Origin of the sequence: Spectribacter acetivorans (assembly GCF_031846305.1) — a bacterium.
Taxonomy (GTDB): domain Bacteria; phylum Pseudomonadota; class Gammaproteobacteria; order Nevskiales; family Salinisphaeraceae; genus Spectribacter; species Spectribacter acetivorans.
In genome coordinates this window covers 32805-48725 of the sequence record NZ_JAVRHY010000019.1, presented here as the reverse complement: position 1 = coordinate 48725, position 15921 = coordinate 32805, and the positions used below count along the sequence as shown (strand labels likewise).

Below are 15921 nucleotides of genomic sequence, written 5' to 3'. Positions count from 1 at the left end.
TAATATTTTATTGGCAAAATCCCATGGAGGTTCACCATGTTGAGCAATAAACTCGGTTTCGCTCAAATGCCTAGGACCTCCTTCTCTAGGCGGGTACTTTTCAAGCCTATCATTCTGATGAATTAGCTCTCTGTATGTGGAGAATAAACGCCCAAAAGCCTGTTGAAAGACATCGACTTTGCCCCACAAAAATCTTTCTTCATCAAAGAATTGCGATTCAGTCGGCTGGAGAAATAACTCGGGTTTCTCACTAGCAACAACTGGAGCAACTCTCTTCCAATCGTCATCTCCAATATGACGCTGCACCTGATTATAAACGGTTTTTCCGTGTGTTTTAATGGCTTTCTGAAGTTTCTCGGCCGCCCTCTCTCTATCCTGTTTGCTCTCGATGTATTGGCACAACACAGACTCATCAATTGCTAGTATTTTTCGAAAGCTTGAGTAATGCTCAGGTGGTAGCCCGATCCCAGAAACCGATTGGCGCAAGGCTGGCAGAACCTTGTCTTGCTCAGATCGAATCTTATTGAACCAATTTGACTTCTTAGTCTGATGCGCCCCCGGATTAAAAACGCCCGTATCATTTGGAACAATATTATTCCAGTCGAAAAGCAAAACATCAGTGTTCGTGTTATTGACAAGTGATGAACAAACAAACCCAGAATTTATTGCCTCTAAAAGATGTGTTTTTCCGGAACCATTTCGACCCGTTAAAACAACTAGCTCAGGCAACTTTGTATCAGGAAGTTTTGTGATTGACTTATATATCGATTTAAATTTGAGACTGCTTGCTGCCATAGTTTAGCTAGATAGTCTTCATGTTTCCGTAGATGCTACCCTAGTTATAAATAAAATGGGATGTCGCGCTTAGGTATAGCACATGCAGGCTCGATAACAACGCGATTCCCACCCGGTGCCGGAAAGACTTTTTCTTTCAATATAGAGCGTCGAGAACGACACGGTTGCCCGTTCATAATATCGTGATTCCCTCTTTTTTCTCAGCGCATTACTACCGCGTGTGGCTATCATCGATTCTGATGGCATTTGGGCTATTGGATTTGATGGAATCAAATTGCGCGGGGCACGGCAGCCGACACGGCAACCAAGAAAAACAGGATTGGTTTTCCACATGCCTTGTCCCCGTCCGGCAGTTGGCCCGTCGCCTCCCATAGTGCCGTTGTTAGCAGGCCGGAGCCTACCGGCTCAAATTCGCGAATAACGCGAGACAGCTTGCCCCCTGGCGATCAGCCACGGAACCGCATCTGCATCCGCAGCTTTTCCGGGCGCATGGTTTAGGCGAAGCGTTCCTCGACCGGGCGGGCGTCGGGCGGTGGCTGGAAGTCGAAGTGGCGTACGAGCATGGCGATCACCGAGCGGATTTCTAGCAGCGCGAGGTTCATGCCGGGGCAGGTTCGCTTGCCGCCGCCGAAGGGGTGCGGGGGCTTCTGGGTAAAGTGGGCGTCGCGGTCTCCCAGCCAGCGTTCGGGGCGGAATGCCTGCGCCTCGGGGTAAATCTCTTCGTTCAGGGACAGCGCCCGCATCGCCATCATGAAGTTGTTCTGGCCGGGAAGTGCCGGCCGCCGAGTTCCACGTCATGGTTCGCGGTCATGCCCTGGCTGGGGGCCACTGGGCGCAGGCGCAGGGTTTCCTGCATGACGGCGTCCAGGTACGGGAAGGCATCGCGCTGGTCCGGGTCGGTCCAGAGCGGATCGTCGCCAAGTGCGGGGTCGACTTCGGCGCGTAGCCGTTCGAGGTGCTCGGGTCTTCCGGCCAGTTCGTGGATCATCCGGCCCGCGCTGAGCGCGGCGGTGTCCTCGCCGGCCAGCAGCGCCGTCAGGGTATTGCCGAGGATGTCGCGAAGTGCCACAGGCGGCGGGGCCGCCGGCAAAGCGGACTATTGCTCCGCCGGGCGCGGCCGGCGGAGCGGGTCACCGGATCAGCCGCGCACGAAATCCACGAAGCCGGCCATGAACTCGGCAAGCTGCTTGGCGGTGGCGTCGTCGGTGAGCGCGCCGTCGTCGAACAGATTGCCGGCGCCGCCGACCTGCACGCGGCCGCCGAACCAGGGGCGCATCTGCAGCCCCCGCAGTACCGGCAGCCAGGCCGCCTGGGCCAGGCCAGTGCCGCTGCCGCCCGGGGTGGCGCCCATCAGGGCCACCGGGCGGCCGTGGAACACGCGGGGCTGATCCTCGGGCGGGCGGGACAGCCAGTCGATGGCGTTCTTGAACACGCCGGGCATGGCGCTGTTGTACTCGGGGGTGGCCAGCAGTAGCGCGTCGGCGGCCGCGATGCGGTCCTTCAGCGCGGCCACCGCATCCGGAATGCCGTGGGCGGCTTCCTCGTCGCCGTGGTAAAGCGGAATGCCCTCCAGCGTGGCCACATCCAGGGTGGCGTGCGAGGGCATGCACTCGGCGGCGGCGTAGAGCAGCGCCGTATTGAAGGAATCACGACGAAGGCTGCCGGACAGCCCGACGATGGTCAGCATGGGTTCGACCGAATGGATTGGATGACCGGCTCATGCTCGCCCATCTGCTGCGCCGCCGCAATCGCGGACTGGCCGGGTCAGGCGGGTTCGAACTTCAGGGCCACGCCGTTGTTGCAATAGCGCTTGCCGGTGGGCTCCGGGCCGTCGTCGAACACGTGACCCTGATGCCCGCCGCAGCGCGCGCAGTGGTACTCGGTGCGCGGCAGAATCATCTTGAAATCGCGCTTGAAGTCGAGATGACCGTCGATGTAGGACCAGAAGCTCGGCCAGCCGGTGCCGGATTCATACTTCCATTTCGACTCGAACAGCGGGAACTCGCAGCCGGCGCAGACGAACGTGCCCTCGCGCTTCTCCGCGTTCAGCGGGCTGCTGCCGGGGGATTCCGTGCCTTCCTTGCGCAGCACGTAGAACTGTTCCTCGGTGAGGATTTCCTTCCACTCCGCGCTGCTCTTTTCGATGGTGTCGATGTCGGTCATGGACTCGCTCTTGTCGTCGGCACTGCCCGTCCCGGTTTCCGCGATCGCCAGCCGCACAGCGGCCGCCGATGCGCCCAGACCGAGCAGCCCCAGAACCAGATGTCGTCGCCGCATGATTGTACTCCGTGGATACGTACCGATAGTGCCAATACGGACCGGGCATGTCCGGAGATGCTTGCAAAAAACATGACATGGGTGTCAACTATTGCGATTATTCGCCGCCCTCACACACCCGGCCAGCCACCGGCAACCCCCCTCATGACCGGAAAACGCGAGCAGAACAAGCAGGCCAACCGCGCCACCATCCTGGCCGCGGCGCGGGACTGCTTCATCGAACAATCCTTCGATGCCATCAGCGTGCGCGACATCATCCGCCGCACGCCGCTGGCCGCCGGCACCTTCTACAACTACTTCCCGGACAAGGACAGCGTCTACCGCGCCCTGCTCGACGACCGCATGCGCAGCCTCACCGAGCGCCTCACCGGCATCCGTCGCAACGCCCGCACCCTGCGGGAATTCGTGCACGGCGCCTACAGTGCCGCCTTCGAGACCATTGCCACCGACCCGCTGTTCTACGAAGGCATTCTGCGCAACATCGCGATGGTCCGCGACACCTTCGAGCAGAGCGTGCTGGGACTCTCAGTGCGGGCGCTGGAGAATGACATCCGTGACGCCATCGACCGCGGCCTGATTCCCGACACCGATGTGGAATACCTGGCCGCCGCCTTCTTCGGCGTGGGCTTCGAGATGGGCCGCAGCCTCGCCCGCCGCAAGGACCGCGACCCGGCCCGGGCCGCCGACATGGCCACCGCGATGTTCCTGGACGGTTTCAGCGCGCCGGCCCGGCCGCAGCATGCGGTGGCCTGACGCCGGTCTGCGTTAAAATACGCGCATGAGCGCACTGATCGCCGACACCCGATCGATCGACCACCACCGGGCCGAGTTCGCCCGCGACGGCTACACCATCGTCCGCGGCATGGCTGATCCGGAACGCGTGGCGGCAATGCGCGAGCTGGTGCTCGATCACCTGGCCCGCGCCGTTGACCCGGTCGAATACGAGGCCGACGTGGCCTACCCCGGCGCGCCGGCCAACCGGGACGCGCCCGGCGGGCAGACGGTGCGCCGCCTGTTGCAGGCCTACGACCGTCATCCGCGGCTTGCCGACTGGGCGCTCGATCCGTCGGTCACCGCCATGGTCGGTGCCCTGCTGGACAGCCGCGATCTGGCAATGACGCGCTGTCATCACAACTGCGTGATGACCAAGCAGCCGGCCTACTCCAGCGCCACCGGCTGGCATCAGGACCTGCGTTACTGGTCGTTCGAGCAGCCGGAACTGGTCAACGCCTGGCTGGCGCTGGGCCACGAGCATCCGGCCAACGGCGGCATGCAATTGCTGCCCGGCACGCACCGGATGGTGTTTTCCGCCGATCAGGTCGACGACGCCCGCTTCCTGCGCGAGGACCGGGCCGACAATCTGGCGCTGCTGGCCTCCGCCCGCACCGCCGAACTGGCGCCGGGCGACGTGCTGTTCTTCCACGCGGGGGTGTTCCACGCCGCCGGACGCAACACCACCGACGAACGCAAGCTCTCCGCGGTGTTCACCTATCACGACGCCGCCAACCAGCCGCTGCCGGGCTCGCGTTCGGCCCGGCTGCCGGGCATTAGCATCCGCGCCGACCGTGCCTGACGGCAGCCGCAACGTCCTGGGCGAGCCGCTGGAAGGCTGCTGCCTGCGGCTGGTTACCGGTTTCTACCGCAATGGTTACTGCGAGACCGGCCCGGAAGACATCGGCCGCCACGTGGTGTGCGCGGAAATGACCCGCAAATTCCTCGACTACACCGCCGGCCGCGGCAACGACCTGGCCAGCCCCGGCCCCGGCTTTCCGGGATTGAAGCCCGGCGACCGCTGGTGCCTGTGCGCCGCCCGCTGGGAAGAGGCCCGGGCCGCGGGCGCGGCGCCGCCGGTGGTGCTGGCCGCCACCCACGAGGCCGCGCTTGAGATCGTCGACCTGGACGCCCTCAAGGCCGTGGCGCTGGACCTGCAGTAGCCGCGTGAGCCAGCGCGCCATCCCCGCCGTCTGGATGCGCGGCGGCACCAGCAAGGGCCTGTTCTTCCACGCCCGGAACCTGCCGTCCGACCCCGCCGAACGCGACGCCCTGCTGCTGCGCGCCATCGGCAGCCCCGACCCCTTCGGCACCCAGATCGACGGCCTCGGCGGGGCGACCTCGTCCACCAGCAAGGTGGTTCTCGTCGACCGTAGCGCGCGTGACGACTGCGACGTGGACTACCGCTTCGGCCACGTCGCCATCGGCGAAGCGGTGATCGACTGGTCCGGCAACTGCGGCAACCTCACCGCCGCGGTCGGGCCATTTGCCATCGATAGCGGGCTGGTCCCGGCCACCGAACCGATGAGCCGCGTGGCCATCTGGCAGGCCAACCTGGGCAAGCGCATCGAGGCCGACGTGCCGGTGGCCGACGGGCTTGCCCGCGTGGACGGCGACTTCACCATGGACGGCGTCGCCTTTCCCGGCGCGGCCATCAATCTGCGCTTTGCCGACGCCGGGGGCGAGGACGGCGGCGGCGTGCTGCCCACAGGCCGGCCGGTGGACGTGCTGGAGGTCCCCGGCCTCGGCGAGATCGAGGTCACGCTGATTCACGCCGGCAATATCGCCGTGTTCGTGCGCGCGGCGGACCTCGGCCTGACCGCCACCGAAACCCCGGCCGAACTGGCCGCTGACGCCGACCGTCTGGCGCGCCTGAATCAACTGCGCGATCACGCCACCGTGGCCCTGGGCCTGGCTGACTCGCCCGAGGACGCCGCCCGCCGCCGGCCCGCCACGCCCAAGCTGCACCTGATCGGCCCGCCGGCCGGCCACCGGCTGCACACCGGCCGCGAACTGGCCGCCGGCGACATCGACCTGTGCGCCCGCGCGCTGTCCATGGGCCGGCCGCATCACGCCTATCCCGGCACCAGCGCGGTGGCCACGGCGGTGGCCGCGGCCCTGCCCGGCAGCGTGGTCCACGATCTGGCCACGGGCTCGCCGGCGGACCGACACATCGGCCATGCTGCCGGAATGCTGCGGGTGGGTGCCGAAGTCGTCTGCCGCAACGGCGTCTGGACCGCACCCGGGGTCAGCCTGCAGCGCAGTGCCCGATGCCTGATGGCAGGCGAGGTGTTCATTCCGGCCGGCTGAACCGCGCCGACTTGTGCTTGTTGCAGCCGGCGGGCAGGCTCGGCAAACGATCGAGCAAGGGGGACAACATGGATACCAACCCGACCATCGCCACACTCAGCCAGCCGCTGGCCCGCGGCCGGGGCTGGCTGACATTCCTGGGCATTCTGTCGCTGCTCTACGGCCTGCTGATGGCGCTGAGCATCATCGGCCTGCTGGTGGCCTGGATTCCGATCTGGCTGGGCATCCTGCTGATCCAGGCGGCCGGCGCCATCGGCCAGGCCGAAACCGGCTCGGACCCGGTGGCCCTGCAGCGATCGCTGGCCAAGCTCAAGACCTATTTCACCATCTGGGGCGTGCTGGCCATCATCATGATGGTGCTCACGCTGCTGCCGCTGATCCTGATGATTGCCACCGGCGGCGGCATGCTCGGTGGCGAGATGTTCCGCGAATTCCAGGAGATGTTCGGGGAGATGCAGCGGCGGGCGATTTAGGTTCCCCCTCTCCCCGGCCCCTCTCCCGGTGGGAGAGGAGTTTTCAGCGACCCGGCTACAGCAGTGCCTGATAGGCCGCCACCCGGAAATCCGGCGCCAGCAGGTGAATGCCGGGCGGCTGGAACTGGGCCATCTGGATGCCGATGAAATCCTCGGCCGGGTCGATCCAGAAATAGGTGCTGGCCGCGCCGCTCCAGCCGTACTCGCCGGGGCTGCCCGGCAGCATGGCCGCAGCCGGGTCCATCATCACCCGGAAACCCAGGCCGTAGCCGTAACCGGGCGTGACGATGCCGCCGATCTCGTAAGGCAGCAGTTCGCCGGGGATGTGGTTGGAGGTCATCAGGGCCAGCGTCTTGCGGCCCAGGTAGCGCCGGCCATCCAGGCTGCCGCCACCCGCGAGCATGCGGCAGAACTGCAGGTAATCGCGCACCGTGGACACCAGCCCATGACCGCCGCGGCCGGGCGGATCGGCCGCCAGTTCCCGGCTGTCATCGGACCCGGCCAGGCGGCGAATCTTCCCGGCCAGCGCATCGCCGAACCAGGCGGAGACGCTGACCTCCGGTTCCAGCACGTCGTGCGAGCCGTACATCGCGGCGAAGCGCTCGCGCTTGTCCGTCGGCACCCCGAAGCCGGTGTCGACCATGCCCAGCGGCTGGAAAAGCTCATCGCGCAGAAAATCACCGAAGGCCTGCCCGCTCATCACCTCCACCAGCCGCGCGACCACATCGTGGGAAAAACCGTAGCGCCAGCTTGTACCCGGATGAAAGGCCAGCGGCTGGCGGGCGATGTCGTCGACGAATTCCGCCAGCGGCTTGTCGCTGGCCACGCGCTGTTCGCGGTAGAGCGCCTCCACCGGGCCGTTTTCCAGGAAGTGATACGTGATGCCCGAGGTGTGCGTCAGCAGATCACGGATGGTCACCGGACGGGCCGGCGGGACGGGTCCCTCGTCGCTGTGCACCAGGACGTCGGCGAAGGCCGGCAGGAACTTCGCCAACGGTTCGGCCAGCTGAAAATGCCCGCGCTCGTAGAGCATCATCAGTGCCACGCAGGCCACGGGCTTGGTCATGGAATAGATGCGGAACAGCGCATCCTCGCGCATCGGCAGACCGGCCTCGCGATCCAGATAACCGACGCACTGGGTGTCCACCACGTCGCCATGCCGGGCCAGCAGCGTCACCGCGCCCGCCATGCCCTGCTCGTGCACGTGCTTTTCCAGCGCGGGGCGGATACGGGCCAGACGCTGCGGGCAGAGGCCGGCGCTGTGCGGATCGGTCATGTCAGGGCTCCTCGTGCGGATCAGCCGCGATTGTATGCCCCGGGGCCCGGCACTGGCGTATCCTGCGCGCCGGACTCACCCTTGCGGCCGCGCACCGGCCGGCCACGCCATGCCCCGCTCATGCTGATCAACCTTCGCGACATCCAGTTGCGCTACGGCACCAATGCCCTGCTCGACGGGGTGGAATTCCAGATCGCCGCCGGTGAACGGGTGGCCTTCGTGGGCCGCAACGGCTCCGGCAAGTCCACCCTGATGCGCATCATCGACGGCGAGATCCAGGCCGACGACGGCCAGATCGAGGCCCGCAGCGACCTGCGCATCGCGCGGCTGGAACAGGAAGTGCCCGCCGGTGTCGGCGGCAGCGTGTTCGAGGTGGTGGCCGGCGGGCTGGGCGATGTCGGCCGCCTGCTCGGCCGGTATCACGAACTGATCCACCGCATGGGTCAGGGCGAGGACGTGGGCGACGCGCTCGGCGAGGCCCAGTCGAAGCTCGACGCCGCCGATGCCTGGACCATGGACCAGCGGGTCGAGGCTACCCTCACGCGCCTGCGACTAACCGGGGAGGTGGATTTCGCCACCCTGTCCGGCGGCGCCAAGCGCCGGGTGCTGCTGGCCCGGGCACTGGTGCGCGATCCCGAACTGCTGCTGCTCGACGAGCCCACCAACCATCTGGATATCGAGGCCATCGACCAGCTCGAGCAGATGCTGCTGGACTGGCCCGGCGCGCTGCTGTTCATCACCCATGACCGCGCCTTCCTGCGGCGGCTGGCCACCCGCATCGTGGAGCTCGACCGTGGCCGGCTGACCTCCTGGCCGGGCGACTATGACAAGTATCTGGCGGGCAAGGCCAAGGCCCTGGAAGACGAGGCCAAGGCCAATGCGCTGTTCGACAAGCGCCTCGCGCAGGAAGAGGTCTGGATTCGCCAGGGCATCAAGGCGCGGCGCACCCGCAACGAAGGCCGCGTGCGCGCACTCAAGGCGATGCGCGAGGAACGCAAGGAGCGCCGCGAACGCACCGGCAGCGCGAAGATCGCCATGCAGGACCCCAGCCGTGCCGGCAAGCGGGTGCTGCTGGCGGAGAATCTGGCGTTCGCCCACGAGGGCAAGCCGATCATCCGCGACTTCTCCACCCTGATCCAGCGTGGCGACAAGGTCGGCATCGTCGGCCCCAACGGCAGCGGCAAGACCACCCTGATACGCCTTTTGCTCGGCGAGCTCGCCCCGCAGACCGGTACGGTGACGCCCGGCACCAATCTCGAGATCGCCCATTTCGACCAGCACCGGGCCGCGCTGGACGACAACGCCACGGTGGCCGAGAACATCGGCCAGGGCCGCAACGAAATCACCGTCAACGGCCAGCGCAAGCACGTGATGAGCTATCTGCAGGATTTCCTGTTCGCGCCGGATCGCGCCCGCTCGCCGGTACGGGTGCTGTCCGGCGGCGAACGCAATCGCGCGCTGCTGGCCAAGCTGTTCACACGCTCGGCCAACCTGCTGGTGATGGACGAGCCCACCAACGATCTGGATATCGAAACCCTGGAACTGCTCGAGGAACTGCTGGTGCAGTTCACCGGCACGCTGCTGCTGGTCTCGCATGACCGGGCGTTTCTCGACAACGTCGTCACCAGCACCCTGGTATTCGAGGGAGACGGCCACGTCGGCGAGTACGTCGGCGGCTACAGCGACTGGCTGCGTCAGCGCCCGGCGCCGGCAACCACGCGAGCTCCGGCGCGCAAGCCGGCGGCGCCGGCCCGGCCCGCGGCGCCGAAACCGGCGCTGTCCAGTCCGGAACGCAAGGAACTGCGCGACCTGCCCGCCCGCATCGAGAAACTCGAACAGCGCATCGACGAGCTGCAGACCCTGTTCGCCCGCCCCGACTACTACGACGGCGACCCGGCGGAAATCCGCGCCGCCGGCGAAAAGCTGGCCGCCGCCGAGCGCGACCTGGAGGCTGCCCTGGCCCGCTGGGAGGAACTGGAGCAACGCGCCGGCTGAGGTGACTAGTACCAGCAACGTAATCGTTGCACCATGGTCGCGGGGGACGACCGCGCCGGACCAGGATCACAGGGGCACAGGCATGAGCCACCGCGACGATCTCACCGGGCTGCTCTCCCGCATGCGGGACAACTTCGATGGTGACCACTTCACCATCCAGGAAATGATCGAGGCGATCGAGGATCGCGGCTTCGGCCCGCTGCTGCTGGCCCCCGCCCTGTTCGTGATGCCGCCCATCGGCGTGATTCCCGGCGTGCCCACCCTGATGGCGCTGGTCATCGTCCTGCTGGCCGGGCAACTGGCCCTGGGACAGCGTCATCCCTGGCTGCCGCGGCGGCTGCGCGAGATCACCATCGAGCGCAAGAAGTTCGACCTGGCCTACGACAGGATCGTGCCGGTCACCCGGCGCATCGACCGCTTCCTGCATCCCCGTCTGTCGCGGCTGACACAGCCACCGGCGCCGCGCCTGATTGCAGTGGCCTGCCTGCTGCTGGCGCTGTGCATGATTCCGCTGGAACTGGTGCCCTTCGCCGCCGTCGTTCCGGCCGCAGCCATCGCCTTGCTGGCCCTGGCCCTGTCGGTACGCGACGGCTGGCTGATCCTGCTGGCCGCGGCCATCGTCGCCGCCGGTGTTATCGCCGGCTTCGCCGTCAACGGCAGCTGACATGTTCCCCCTCTCCCGCCGGCGGGAGAGGGCCGGGGAGAGGGTGGATGCAAATATCTACAACAACCGCCGCATCGCCAGCAGCCCGATCACCGGTCCCGGCACCAGCACCCACAACATGTAGTCCGGCTGCACCACGTGGCGCAGCAGTTCCACCAGCTGCAGGCTGACGATGGTGATCGCGAAACCCATCGAATTGACGAAGGTCAGCGCGGTACCCACCGAGCGCCGCGGCGCACTGCCGGCCACCAGGGTGGAGAACTGCGGCGAATCCCCGGAAACCGTCATCCCCCAGAACAGCAGGAACGCCAGAAACACCGGCGTGGGTGCCTGCAGCAACCAGGGCGAGGCTACGCAGGCCGCGCCCGAACAGGCCAGTTGCACGAAGGCCACGCGGGCGCTGCCCAGCCGCCGCGAGAGCATCCCCCCGCCGATGCAGCCCACCGTCCCGGCGGCAATGGCGAAGAACGACCACAGCGATACACCGACGTCCGGTGCTCCGACCAGATCGATGTGCAGCGCCAGCAGTACCGGGAAGAAGGCCAGCACCGGGTATAGCTCCCACATGTGGCCGAAATAACCGAAGGCCGCGGCGCGCAGGTTGCGGTCGGCGAATGCGTCGGGGATGGCGCGCGGATCGAATGGCGACGGCCCCGGCAGATGGGGCCCGGCCGGCACGAACAGATAAACCGCTAGCCCGCCGGCAACTGCCAGCCCCGACACCGCCGCCATCACCCCGCGCCAGGGCAGATCACCACCCAGCGCCTCGATAAGATGGGGAAACGCCGTCCCGAGTACCAGCGCGCCGACCAGATAGCCGAGCGCCCCGCCCAGCCCCTCGGCGTACCAGGAGGCCGCGATCTTCATCCCCACCGGATAGATGCCGGCCAGGAAGAAACCGGTGGCAAAGCGCAGCACCAGCAGTGGCCACAACCCCTCCGGCACCACGAACACCCCGGCGTTGCAGGCGGCCCCGAGCAGCGCGCAGACCAGGAACACCGTGGACGGCGGAAAGCGGTCGGACAACGTCAGGAGCGCGAATATCAGCGTGCCGGCGACGAAGCCGAACTGCACCGCGGAGGTCACCAGCCCCACCGCGTTGGCCGGCAGGTCGAACACGGTCTGCAGATCGGGCAGCACCGCGTTGGCGGCAAACCACAACGAGGTAGCCGCGAACTGCGACAGGACGATCACCGGCAGAATCCAGGCCGGGCGCTGGCAGGCGGTCGCATTCATGACGCGACTCTAGCAGGCCTACACGACCTGCCCCGCCGCATGGCCGGAGGCCCAGGCCCACTGGAAGTTGTAACCGCCCAGGTGGCCGGTCACGTCCAGCACTTCGCCGATGAAGAACAGCCCCGGTACGCGCTTCGACTCGAAGCGGCTGGACGACACCTCGTCAACATTCACCCCGCCGAGCGTGACCTCAGCGGTGCGATAACCCTCGGTGCCCGCCGGCGAGAACGACCATGCGTGCAGACGTTCGGCCGTTGCCCGGATATCCGCCGGCTGCAACTGCCGCAATGGCCGGTCGGGCAAGCCCAGGTCGATTAGCTGCTGGGCAAGCCGCCGCGGCAGCGCCTCTGCCAGCACACCGCGCAGCCCGGCATCCGGGCGCGCGGCACGGCGTTCGGTCAGCCAGGCCTCGGCGTCGCGGTCGGGCAGCAGGTCCACCGTGGCCGTATCGCCCGGCTGCCAGTAGGACGACAACTGCAGAATCGCCGGCCCGCTGATGCCGCGGTGGGTAAACAGCAGGCCGGCGTCGAAGCGATGGCCGCCGGCCTCGGTGGCGGCGGGTAACGCCACGCCGGCGAGATCGGCGTAGCGGTCGCGTTCCGGCGGTTCGAAGGTCAGCGGCACCAGCCCGGCCCGCGTGGGCTGCAGGCGATGCCCGAATTGGCGGGCCAGCTCGTAGCCGAAACCGCTGGCGCCCATCTTCGGAATCGACAGACCGCCGGTGGCAACCACCAGGGATTCCGCCGTGAACGGCCCCAACGCCGTCGGCACGCGGAATCCCTCGTCTTCCAGGCGCGTAACCGAACCCACATCGGCACGCACTTCGATGCGCACCCCGGCCGCCTCGCACTCGGCCAGCAGCATCGCGACAATCTGCTTTGACGACTCGTCGCAGAAAAGCTGGCCGAGTTCCTTTTCGTGCCAGGCGATGCCGTGGCGCTCGACCAGCGCAATGAAATCCCACTGGGTGTAGCGGGCCAGCGCCGACTTGCAGAAGTGCGGGTTGGCGGAGAGGAAGTTCTCCGGCGTGACATCGAGATTGGTGAAGTTGCAGCGGCCGCCACCGGACATCAGGATCTTCTTGCCCGCCCGGTTGCTGCCTTCCAGCACCAGCACCCGGCGTCCGCGCCTGCCGGCCTCGATGGCACACATCAGCCCGGCGGCCCCGCCGCCGAGCACGATCACGTCCGGGTCCGTCACTGGCCGGGCTAGGACTCCGCGACGGTCTGGCGCAGCCGTTCCAGCAGAGCGAAGGTGGGAAAGCCGTCCGGGATCAGACCGATCGACGACTGGAACTGTCGCAGCGCGCCGCGCGTGTTCGGGCCCATGACCCCGTCGGGGGTGCCGGCATCGAAGCCGGCATCGTTGAGCAATCCCTGCATTTCCTCGATCTGATCGCGTGACATCGCCGCCAGCCCGCGCGGCCATTCGGCGACCAGCGGGCCGGCGCCGGCAATGCGATCGGCCAGCCGGCCCACGGCCAGCGCGTAGCTGGTGGCGTTGTTGTAACGCAGGATGCTGCGGAAGTTCGGCCCCACCAGAAATGCGGGACCACGGGCACCAGCCGGGGTGATGATGGCGGCGTCATCCAGTTGCGGCAACGACCCGCCGGACGCCGGACGCACGCCATCGGCGGCCCAGCCCGACGCCGACTGCCGGGTGCGCCCGTCGGCGCTGGCGTAGTCGAAGCCTTCCGGCAGCTGCACTTCCAGCCCCCAGGGGTCGCCGGTATCCCAGCCGGCCTCGGCCAGATAGTGGGCGGTGGAGGCCATCACGTCGGGGATGCTGCCCCATATATCGCGCTTGCCGTCGCCGTCGCCGTCCATAGCGTAGGCCTGGAAGCTGGTGGGGATGAACTGGGTATGGCCCATGGCCCCCGCCCAGGACCCGCGCATCCGGTCGGCGCTGATGTCGCCACTGTCCAGAATCTCCAGTGCCGCGAATAGCTGCTTGCGGGCGAAGTCGCGGCGGCGGCCCTCGTAGGCCAGCGTGGCCAGGCTATCCACCGTGCGGGTGTCGCCGAAGTTGCTGCCGTAGTTGCTTTCCAGCCCCCAGATCGCCACCAGAATCTCCGGCTGCAGACCGTACTGCTCGGCCGCGGCCTCGATGTCGTCACGGTGCTCGGCCAGCCTGTCGCGCCCGGTCTCCACCCGGGTATCCGACGCCGCGGTATCCAGGTAATCCCAGATCTGCCGGGTGAATTCCGGTTGCGACTGGTCCAGCTCGATTACCCGCGGCAGAAACTCGGCCTCGTCCAGCGCCGTGGCCAGGGTTGCATCCCCAATGCCGCGGTCGCGCGCCTCGCCGCGGAAGCCGTCTAGCCAGTCCCGGAACGACTCGCGCGCCGGCTCCGTCGCTTGCGCATCCGATGCGGCGGCCTCGGCGGACTTACCCGGGTTTGCCGCCTGCGCGGGCGCATTTGATGAAGGTGTGGCTGCGCATCCGGCAACCAGCAGGGCAGCGAGGACTGTGCCGGGGTATTTCATGGGATGTGACTCGGGCTTTCGGTGATCCCGAATCCTACAACGAAACGGCCGACCGGCCGATTACCGGAAATGCCAGTTCAGGCCGATGGTGGCTTCCAGGAAATAGAACTCGCCCTGGATATCCTGATCCCGCGGATCGATCCCGAAATTGTCGCCGCCGGCGACAATCGACGCCACGCCGCCCTCGATATGACTGAGCGGGTTCTTGCCCACCAGCCGGTTGACCGGGGAATAGGCCAGCGCCACGTCCAGGCCCCAGGACCGGCTGAAGCGCCAGCTCAGGCCGGCGGTGTAGTGATACTCGTTGACCGCGAACGCCAGCGTGCTGAGCAGAATGTCGGAACTGCGTACCGGCTGGGTGTTGTTGCTGAAGCCCAGGCGCCAGGTGGTGCTACCGCGCCGGTACTCGTAGCCGAACTTGTAGACGGTCACGTCGCGCCAGCCGAAGCCGGGGGCGTTGTCGCCGCCCAGACAGGTGTCGAAATCCACCGGCCCGCCCAGCAGCACCGGCCGCACGCAACCGTTGGCGAACCGGTTCGGCCGCAGCCGGTTGCCCAGCGCGGCGACGTTGCTGAAGTTGATGCGCTGGTAGTCGATCAGCAGGCGGTGGCGCGGTGCCGGGGTCAGCGCGATGCCGACGTTGAAACTGGAGGGCACGTCGAACGCGCCATCGCGGGCGAACAGGCCGCGGTACTTGTCGAATTCGGTGGCATGCGTGCGCGTCTGGTACGACGCCCCGAGCCGCAGCCAGGCCGTGGGCTCGTAGGCCATGCCCACCCGCACGCCGAGGCCGAACGAATAGTCCTTGCCGTTCTCGGTAACGCGGTCGGGATTCTGGGAAAACCGCGCGAAGGCCCCCAGCCCGGAGGCGTCGAACCGCTGCACCATGAACAGCGGCGCGACGCCGACCCGCAGCCGACCGAACCGTCGGGCGTAGGTGGTGGCCACGAATAGCTGGGTCAGGTTGACCAGCGTGGTGGAGGAACCGTTGCCGCACAGCCCCAGCACGCCGGGCTGGCCGATGTTGCCGCCGCCACCGAAGATGCCCTCGCAGCGTTCGGCCACCGGCAGCAGATTGGTGGCATCGCCCTGGGCGAAGCCGCCGCTGCCGCGGGTGAACTTCGGATTCAGGCCACCGTTGCCGTAGATGGCCACGCCCCAGGTGGAGCGCTCGTCGATGCGGCGGGCAAAGGCGACGCCGGGGATCGGGAAATACTTGTTCGCGCCCTCGTTGCCGCCGAACCGGCGCCCCGCCTCGTCCGTCGGATTCATCTGGAACAACCCGGCACCGGTGACCGGCTCCAGGTCCGGCTCGTTGACGACGTTGAGCGTGCCGATGGGCACTAACAGGCTCAGGTCCAGATCCAGCCGGTCGTCGATGTCCGCGAGCAGCGCGGGATTGATGGACCCGGCGAACGCATCGTCCGCGCCCGCGGTCCCGGCACCGGCCAGCGCCCGCTGCTGCGCGCTGTAGCCGTGCAGGAAATAGCCGTTGGCGGCATGCGCCGCGCCCCCGGCCAGCGCCAGCAATACCAGCAGCCCCGCGACAAGACAGCGGCCCGGCGTCTGCCTGTCCATGATTCCCCCTTGGCGCCGCGCAGCAGGCCGTACCGGCTGCCGATCTCATGATCCCTCGGC

Annotated in this window: 15 protein-coding genes and 1 pseudogene; 7 read left to right on the top strand and 9 right to left on the bottom strand. The window is 66.9% G+C overall.

Translation table 11 applies throughout. The annotated features are described in order from the left end of the window. From RM531_RS14765 to msrB, 4 genes and pseudogenes are all read right to left on the bottom strand, one after another. Window positions 1-795: AAA family ATPase (locus RM531_RS14765; RefSeq protein WP_311660364.1), on the bottom strand; the 795-nt coding region annotated here is incomplete at its 3' end. Window positions 796-1289: 494 nt separating this feature from the next. Then, window positions 1290-1864 (bottom strand): annotated as a pseudogene (locus RM531_RS14760) (cytochrome P450). A gap of 69 nt (window positions 1865-1933) precedes the next feature. Continuing rightward, the gene (locus tag RM531_RS14755) at window positions 1934-2482 is read right to left on the bottom strand and encodes an NADPH-dependent FMN reductase (RefSeq protein WP_311660362.1); all 549 of its coding nucleotides are present in this window, start codon (window positions 2480-2482) and stop codon (window positions 1934-1936) included. A 77-nt stretch (window positions 2483-2559) separates the two neighbouring features. Next, window positions 2560-3072: a peptide-methionine (R)-S-oxide reductase MsrB gene (msrB, locus tag RM531_RS14750; protein ID WP_311660360.1), complete on the bottom strand. Its 513-nt coding sequence runs from the start codon at window positions 3070-3072 to the stop codon at window positions 2560-2562. A 144-nt stretch (window positions 3073-3216) separates the two neighbouring features. Here msrB and RM531_RS14745 point away from each other — a divergent pair, with 144 nt between their 5' ends. From RM531_RS14745 to RM531_RS14725, 5 genes are all read left to right on the top strand, one after another. After that, window positions 3217-3825, top strand: coding sequence for a TetR/AcrR family transcriptional regulator (locus RM531_RS14745; RefSeq protein ID WP_311660358.1), 609 nt, complete (start codon window positions 3217-3219; stop codon window positions 3823-3825). A 25-nt stretch (window positions 3826-3850) separates the two neighbouring features. Beyond that, entirely contained in the window at window positions 3851-4645 is a 795-nt protein-coding gene (locus RM531_RS14740; protein WP_311660357.1) for a phytanoyl-CoA dioxygenase family protein, read from the top strand. After that, window positions 4638-5006, top strand: coding sequence for a DUF2237 family protein (locus RM531_RS14735; RefSeq protein WP_311660356.1), 369 nt, complete (start codon window positions 4638-4640; stop codon window positions 5004-5006). The genes RM531_RS14740 and RM531_RS14735 overlap by 8 nt, the downstream gene beginning before the upstream one ends. Window positions 5007-5010: 4 nt before the next feature. Continuing rightward, window positions 5011-6153 carry a 2-methylaconitate cis-trans isomerase PrpF family protein gene (locus RM531_RS14730; protein WP_311660354.1) on the top strand — a complete coding sequence of 381 codons (1143 nt, stop codon included), beginning with the start codon at window positions 5011-5013 and terminating at the stop codon, window positions 6151-6153. Window positions 6154-6221: 68 nt separating this feature from the next. Beyond that, window positions 6222-6626 carry a DUF5362 family protein gene (locus tag RM531_RS14725; RefSeq protein ID WP_311660352.1) on the top strand — a complete coding sequence of 135 codons (405 nt, stop codon included), beginning with the start codon at window positions 6222-6224 and terminating at the stop codon, window positions 6624-6626. 55 nt (window positions 6627-6681) lie between these two features. On the opposite strand, the gene RM531_RS14720 is transcribed toward RM531_RS14725, so the two are convergent. Then, on the bottom strand, window positions 6682-7902 hold the full coding sequence (locus RM531_RS14720) for a serine hydrolase domain-containing protein (protein ID WP_311660350.1): 1221 nt from the start codon (window positions 7900-7902) through the stop codon (window positions 6682-6684). 120 nt (window positions 7903-8022) lie between these two features. Here RM531_RS14720 and RM531_RS14715 point away from each other — a divergent pair, with 120 nt between their 5' ends. Both RM531_RS14715 and RM531_RS14710 read left to right on the top strand, forming a co-directional pair. Beyond that, on the top strand, window positions 8023-9897 hold the full coding sequence (locus RM531_RS14715; protein ID WP_311660349.1) for an ATP-binding cassette domain-containing protein: 1875 nt from the start codon (window positions 8023-8025) through the stop codon (window positions 9895-9897). Window positions 9898-9979: 82 nt separating this feature from the next. After that, window positions 9980-10561, top strand: coding sequence for an exopolysaccharide biosynthesis protein (locus RM531_RS14710; RefSeq protein ID WP_311660347.1), 582 nt, complete (start codon window positions 9980-9982; stop codon window positions 10559-10561). Window positions 10562-10618: 57 nt separating this feature from the next. On the opposite strand, the gene RM531_RS14705 is transcribed toward RM531_RS14710, so the two are convergent. The 4 genes from RM531_RS14705 to RM531_RS14690 are packed head-to-tail and all read right to left on the bottom strand — an operon-like array spanning window position 10619 to window position 15861. Then, window positions 10619-11797 carry an MFS transporter gene (locus tag RM531_RS14705; protein ID WP_311660346.1) on the bottom strand — a complete coding sequence of 393 codons (1179 nt, stop codon included), beginning with the start codon at window positions 11795-11797 and terminating at the stop codon, window positions 10619-10621. 18 nt (window positions 11798-11815) lie between these two features. Next, window positions 11816-12997, bottom strand: a complete 1182-nt coding sequence (locus tag RM531_RS14700) for a BaiN/RdsA family NAD(P)/FAD-dependent oxidoreductase (protein WP_311660344.1) — start codon at window positions 12995-12997, stop codon at window positions 11816-11818. Window positions 12998-13005: 8 nt separating this feature from the next. Further along, complete coding sequence (locus RM531_RS14695; RefSeq protein ID WP_311660343.1) at window positions 13006-14283, bottom strand: lytic murein transglycosylase; 1278 nt, start codon at window positions 14281-14283, stop codon at window positions 13006-13008. A gap of 60 nt (window positions 14284-14343) precedes the next feature. After that, the gene (locus RM531_RS14690) at window positions 14344-15861 is read right to left on the bottom strand and encodes an OmpP1/FadL family transporter (RefSeq protein WP_311660340.1); all 1518 of its coding nucleotides are present in this window, start codon (window positions 15859-15861) and stop codon (window positions 14344-14346) included. Window positions 15862-15921: the final 60 nt, after the last annotated feature.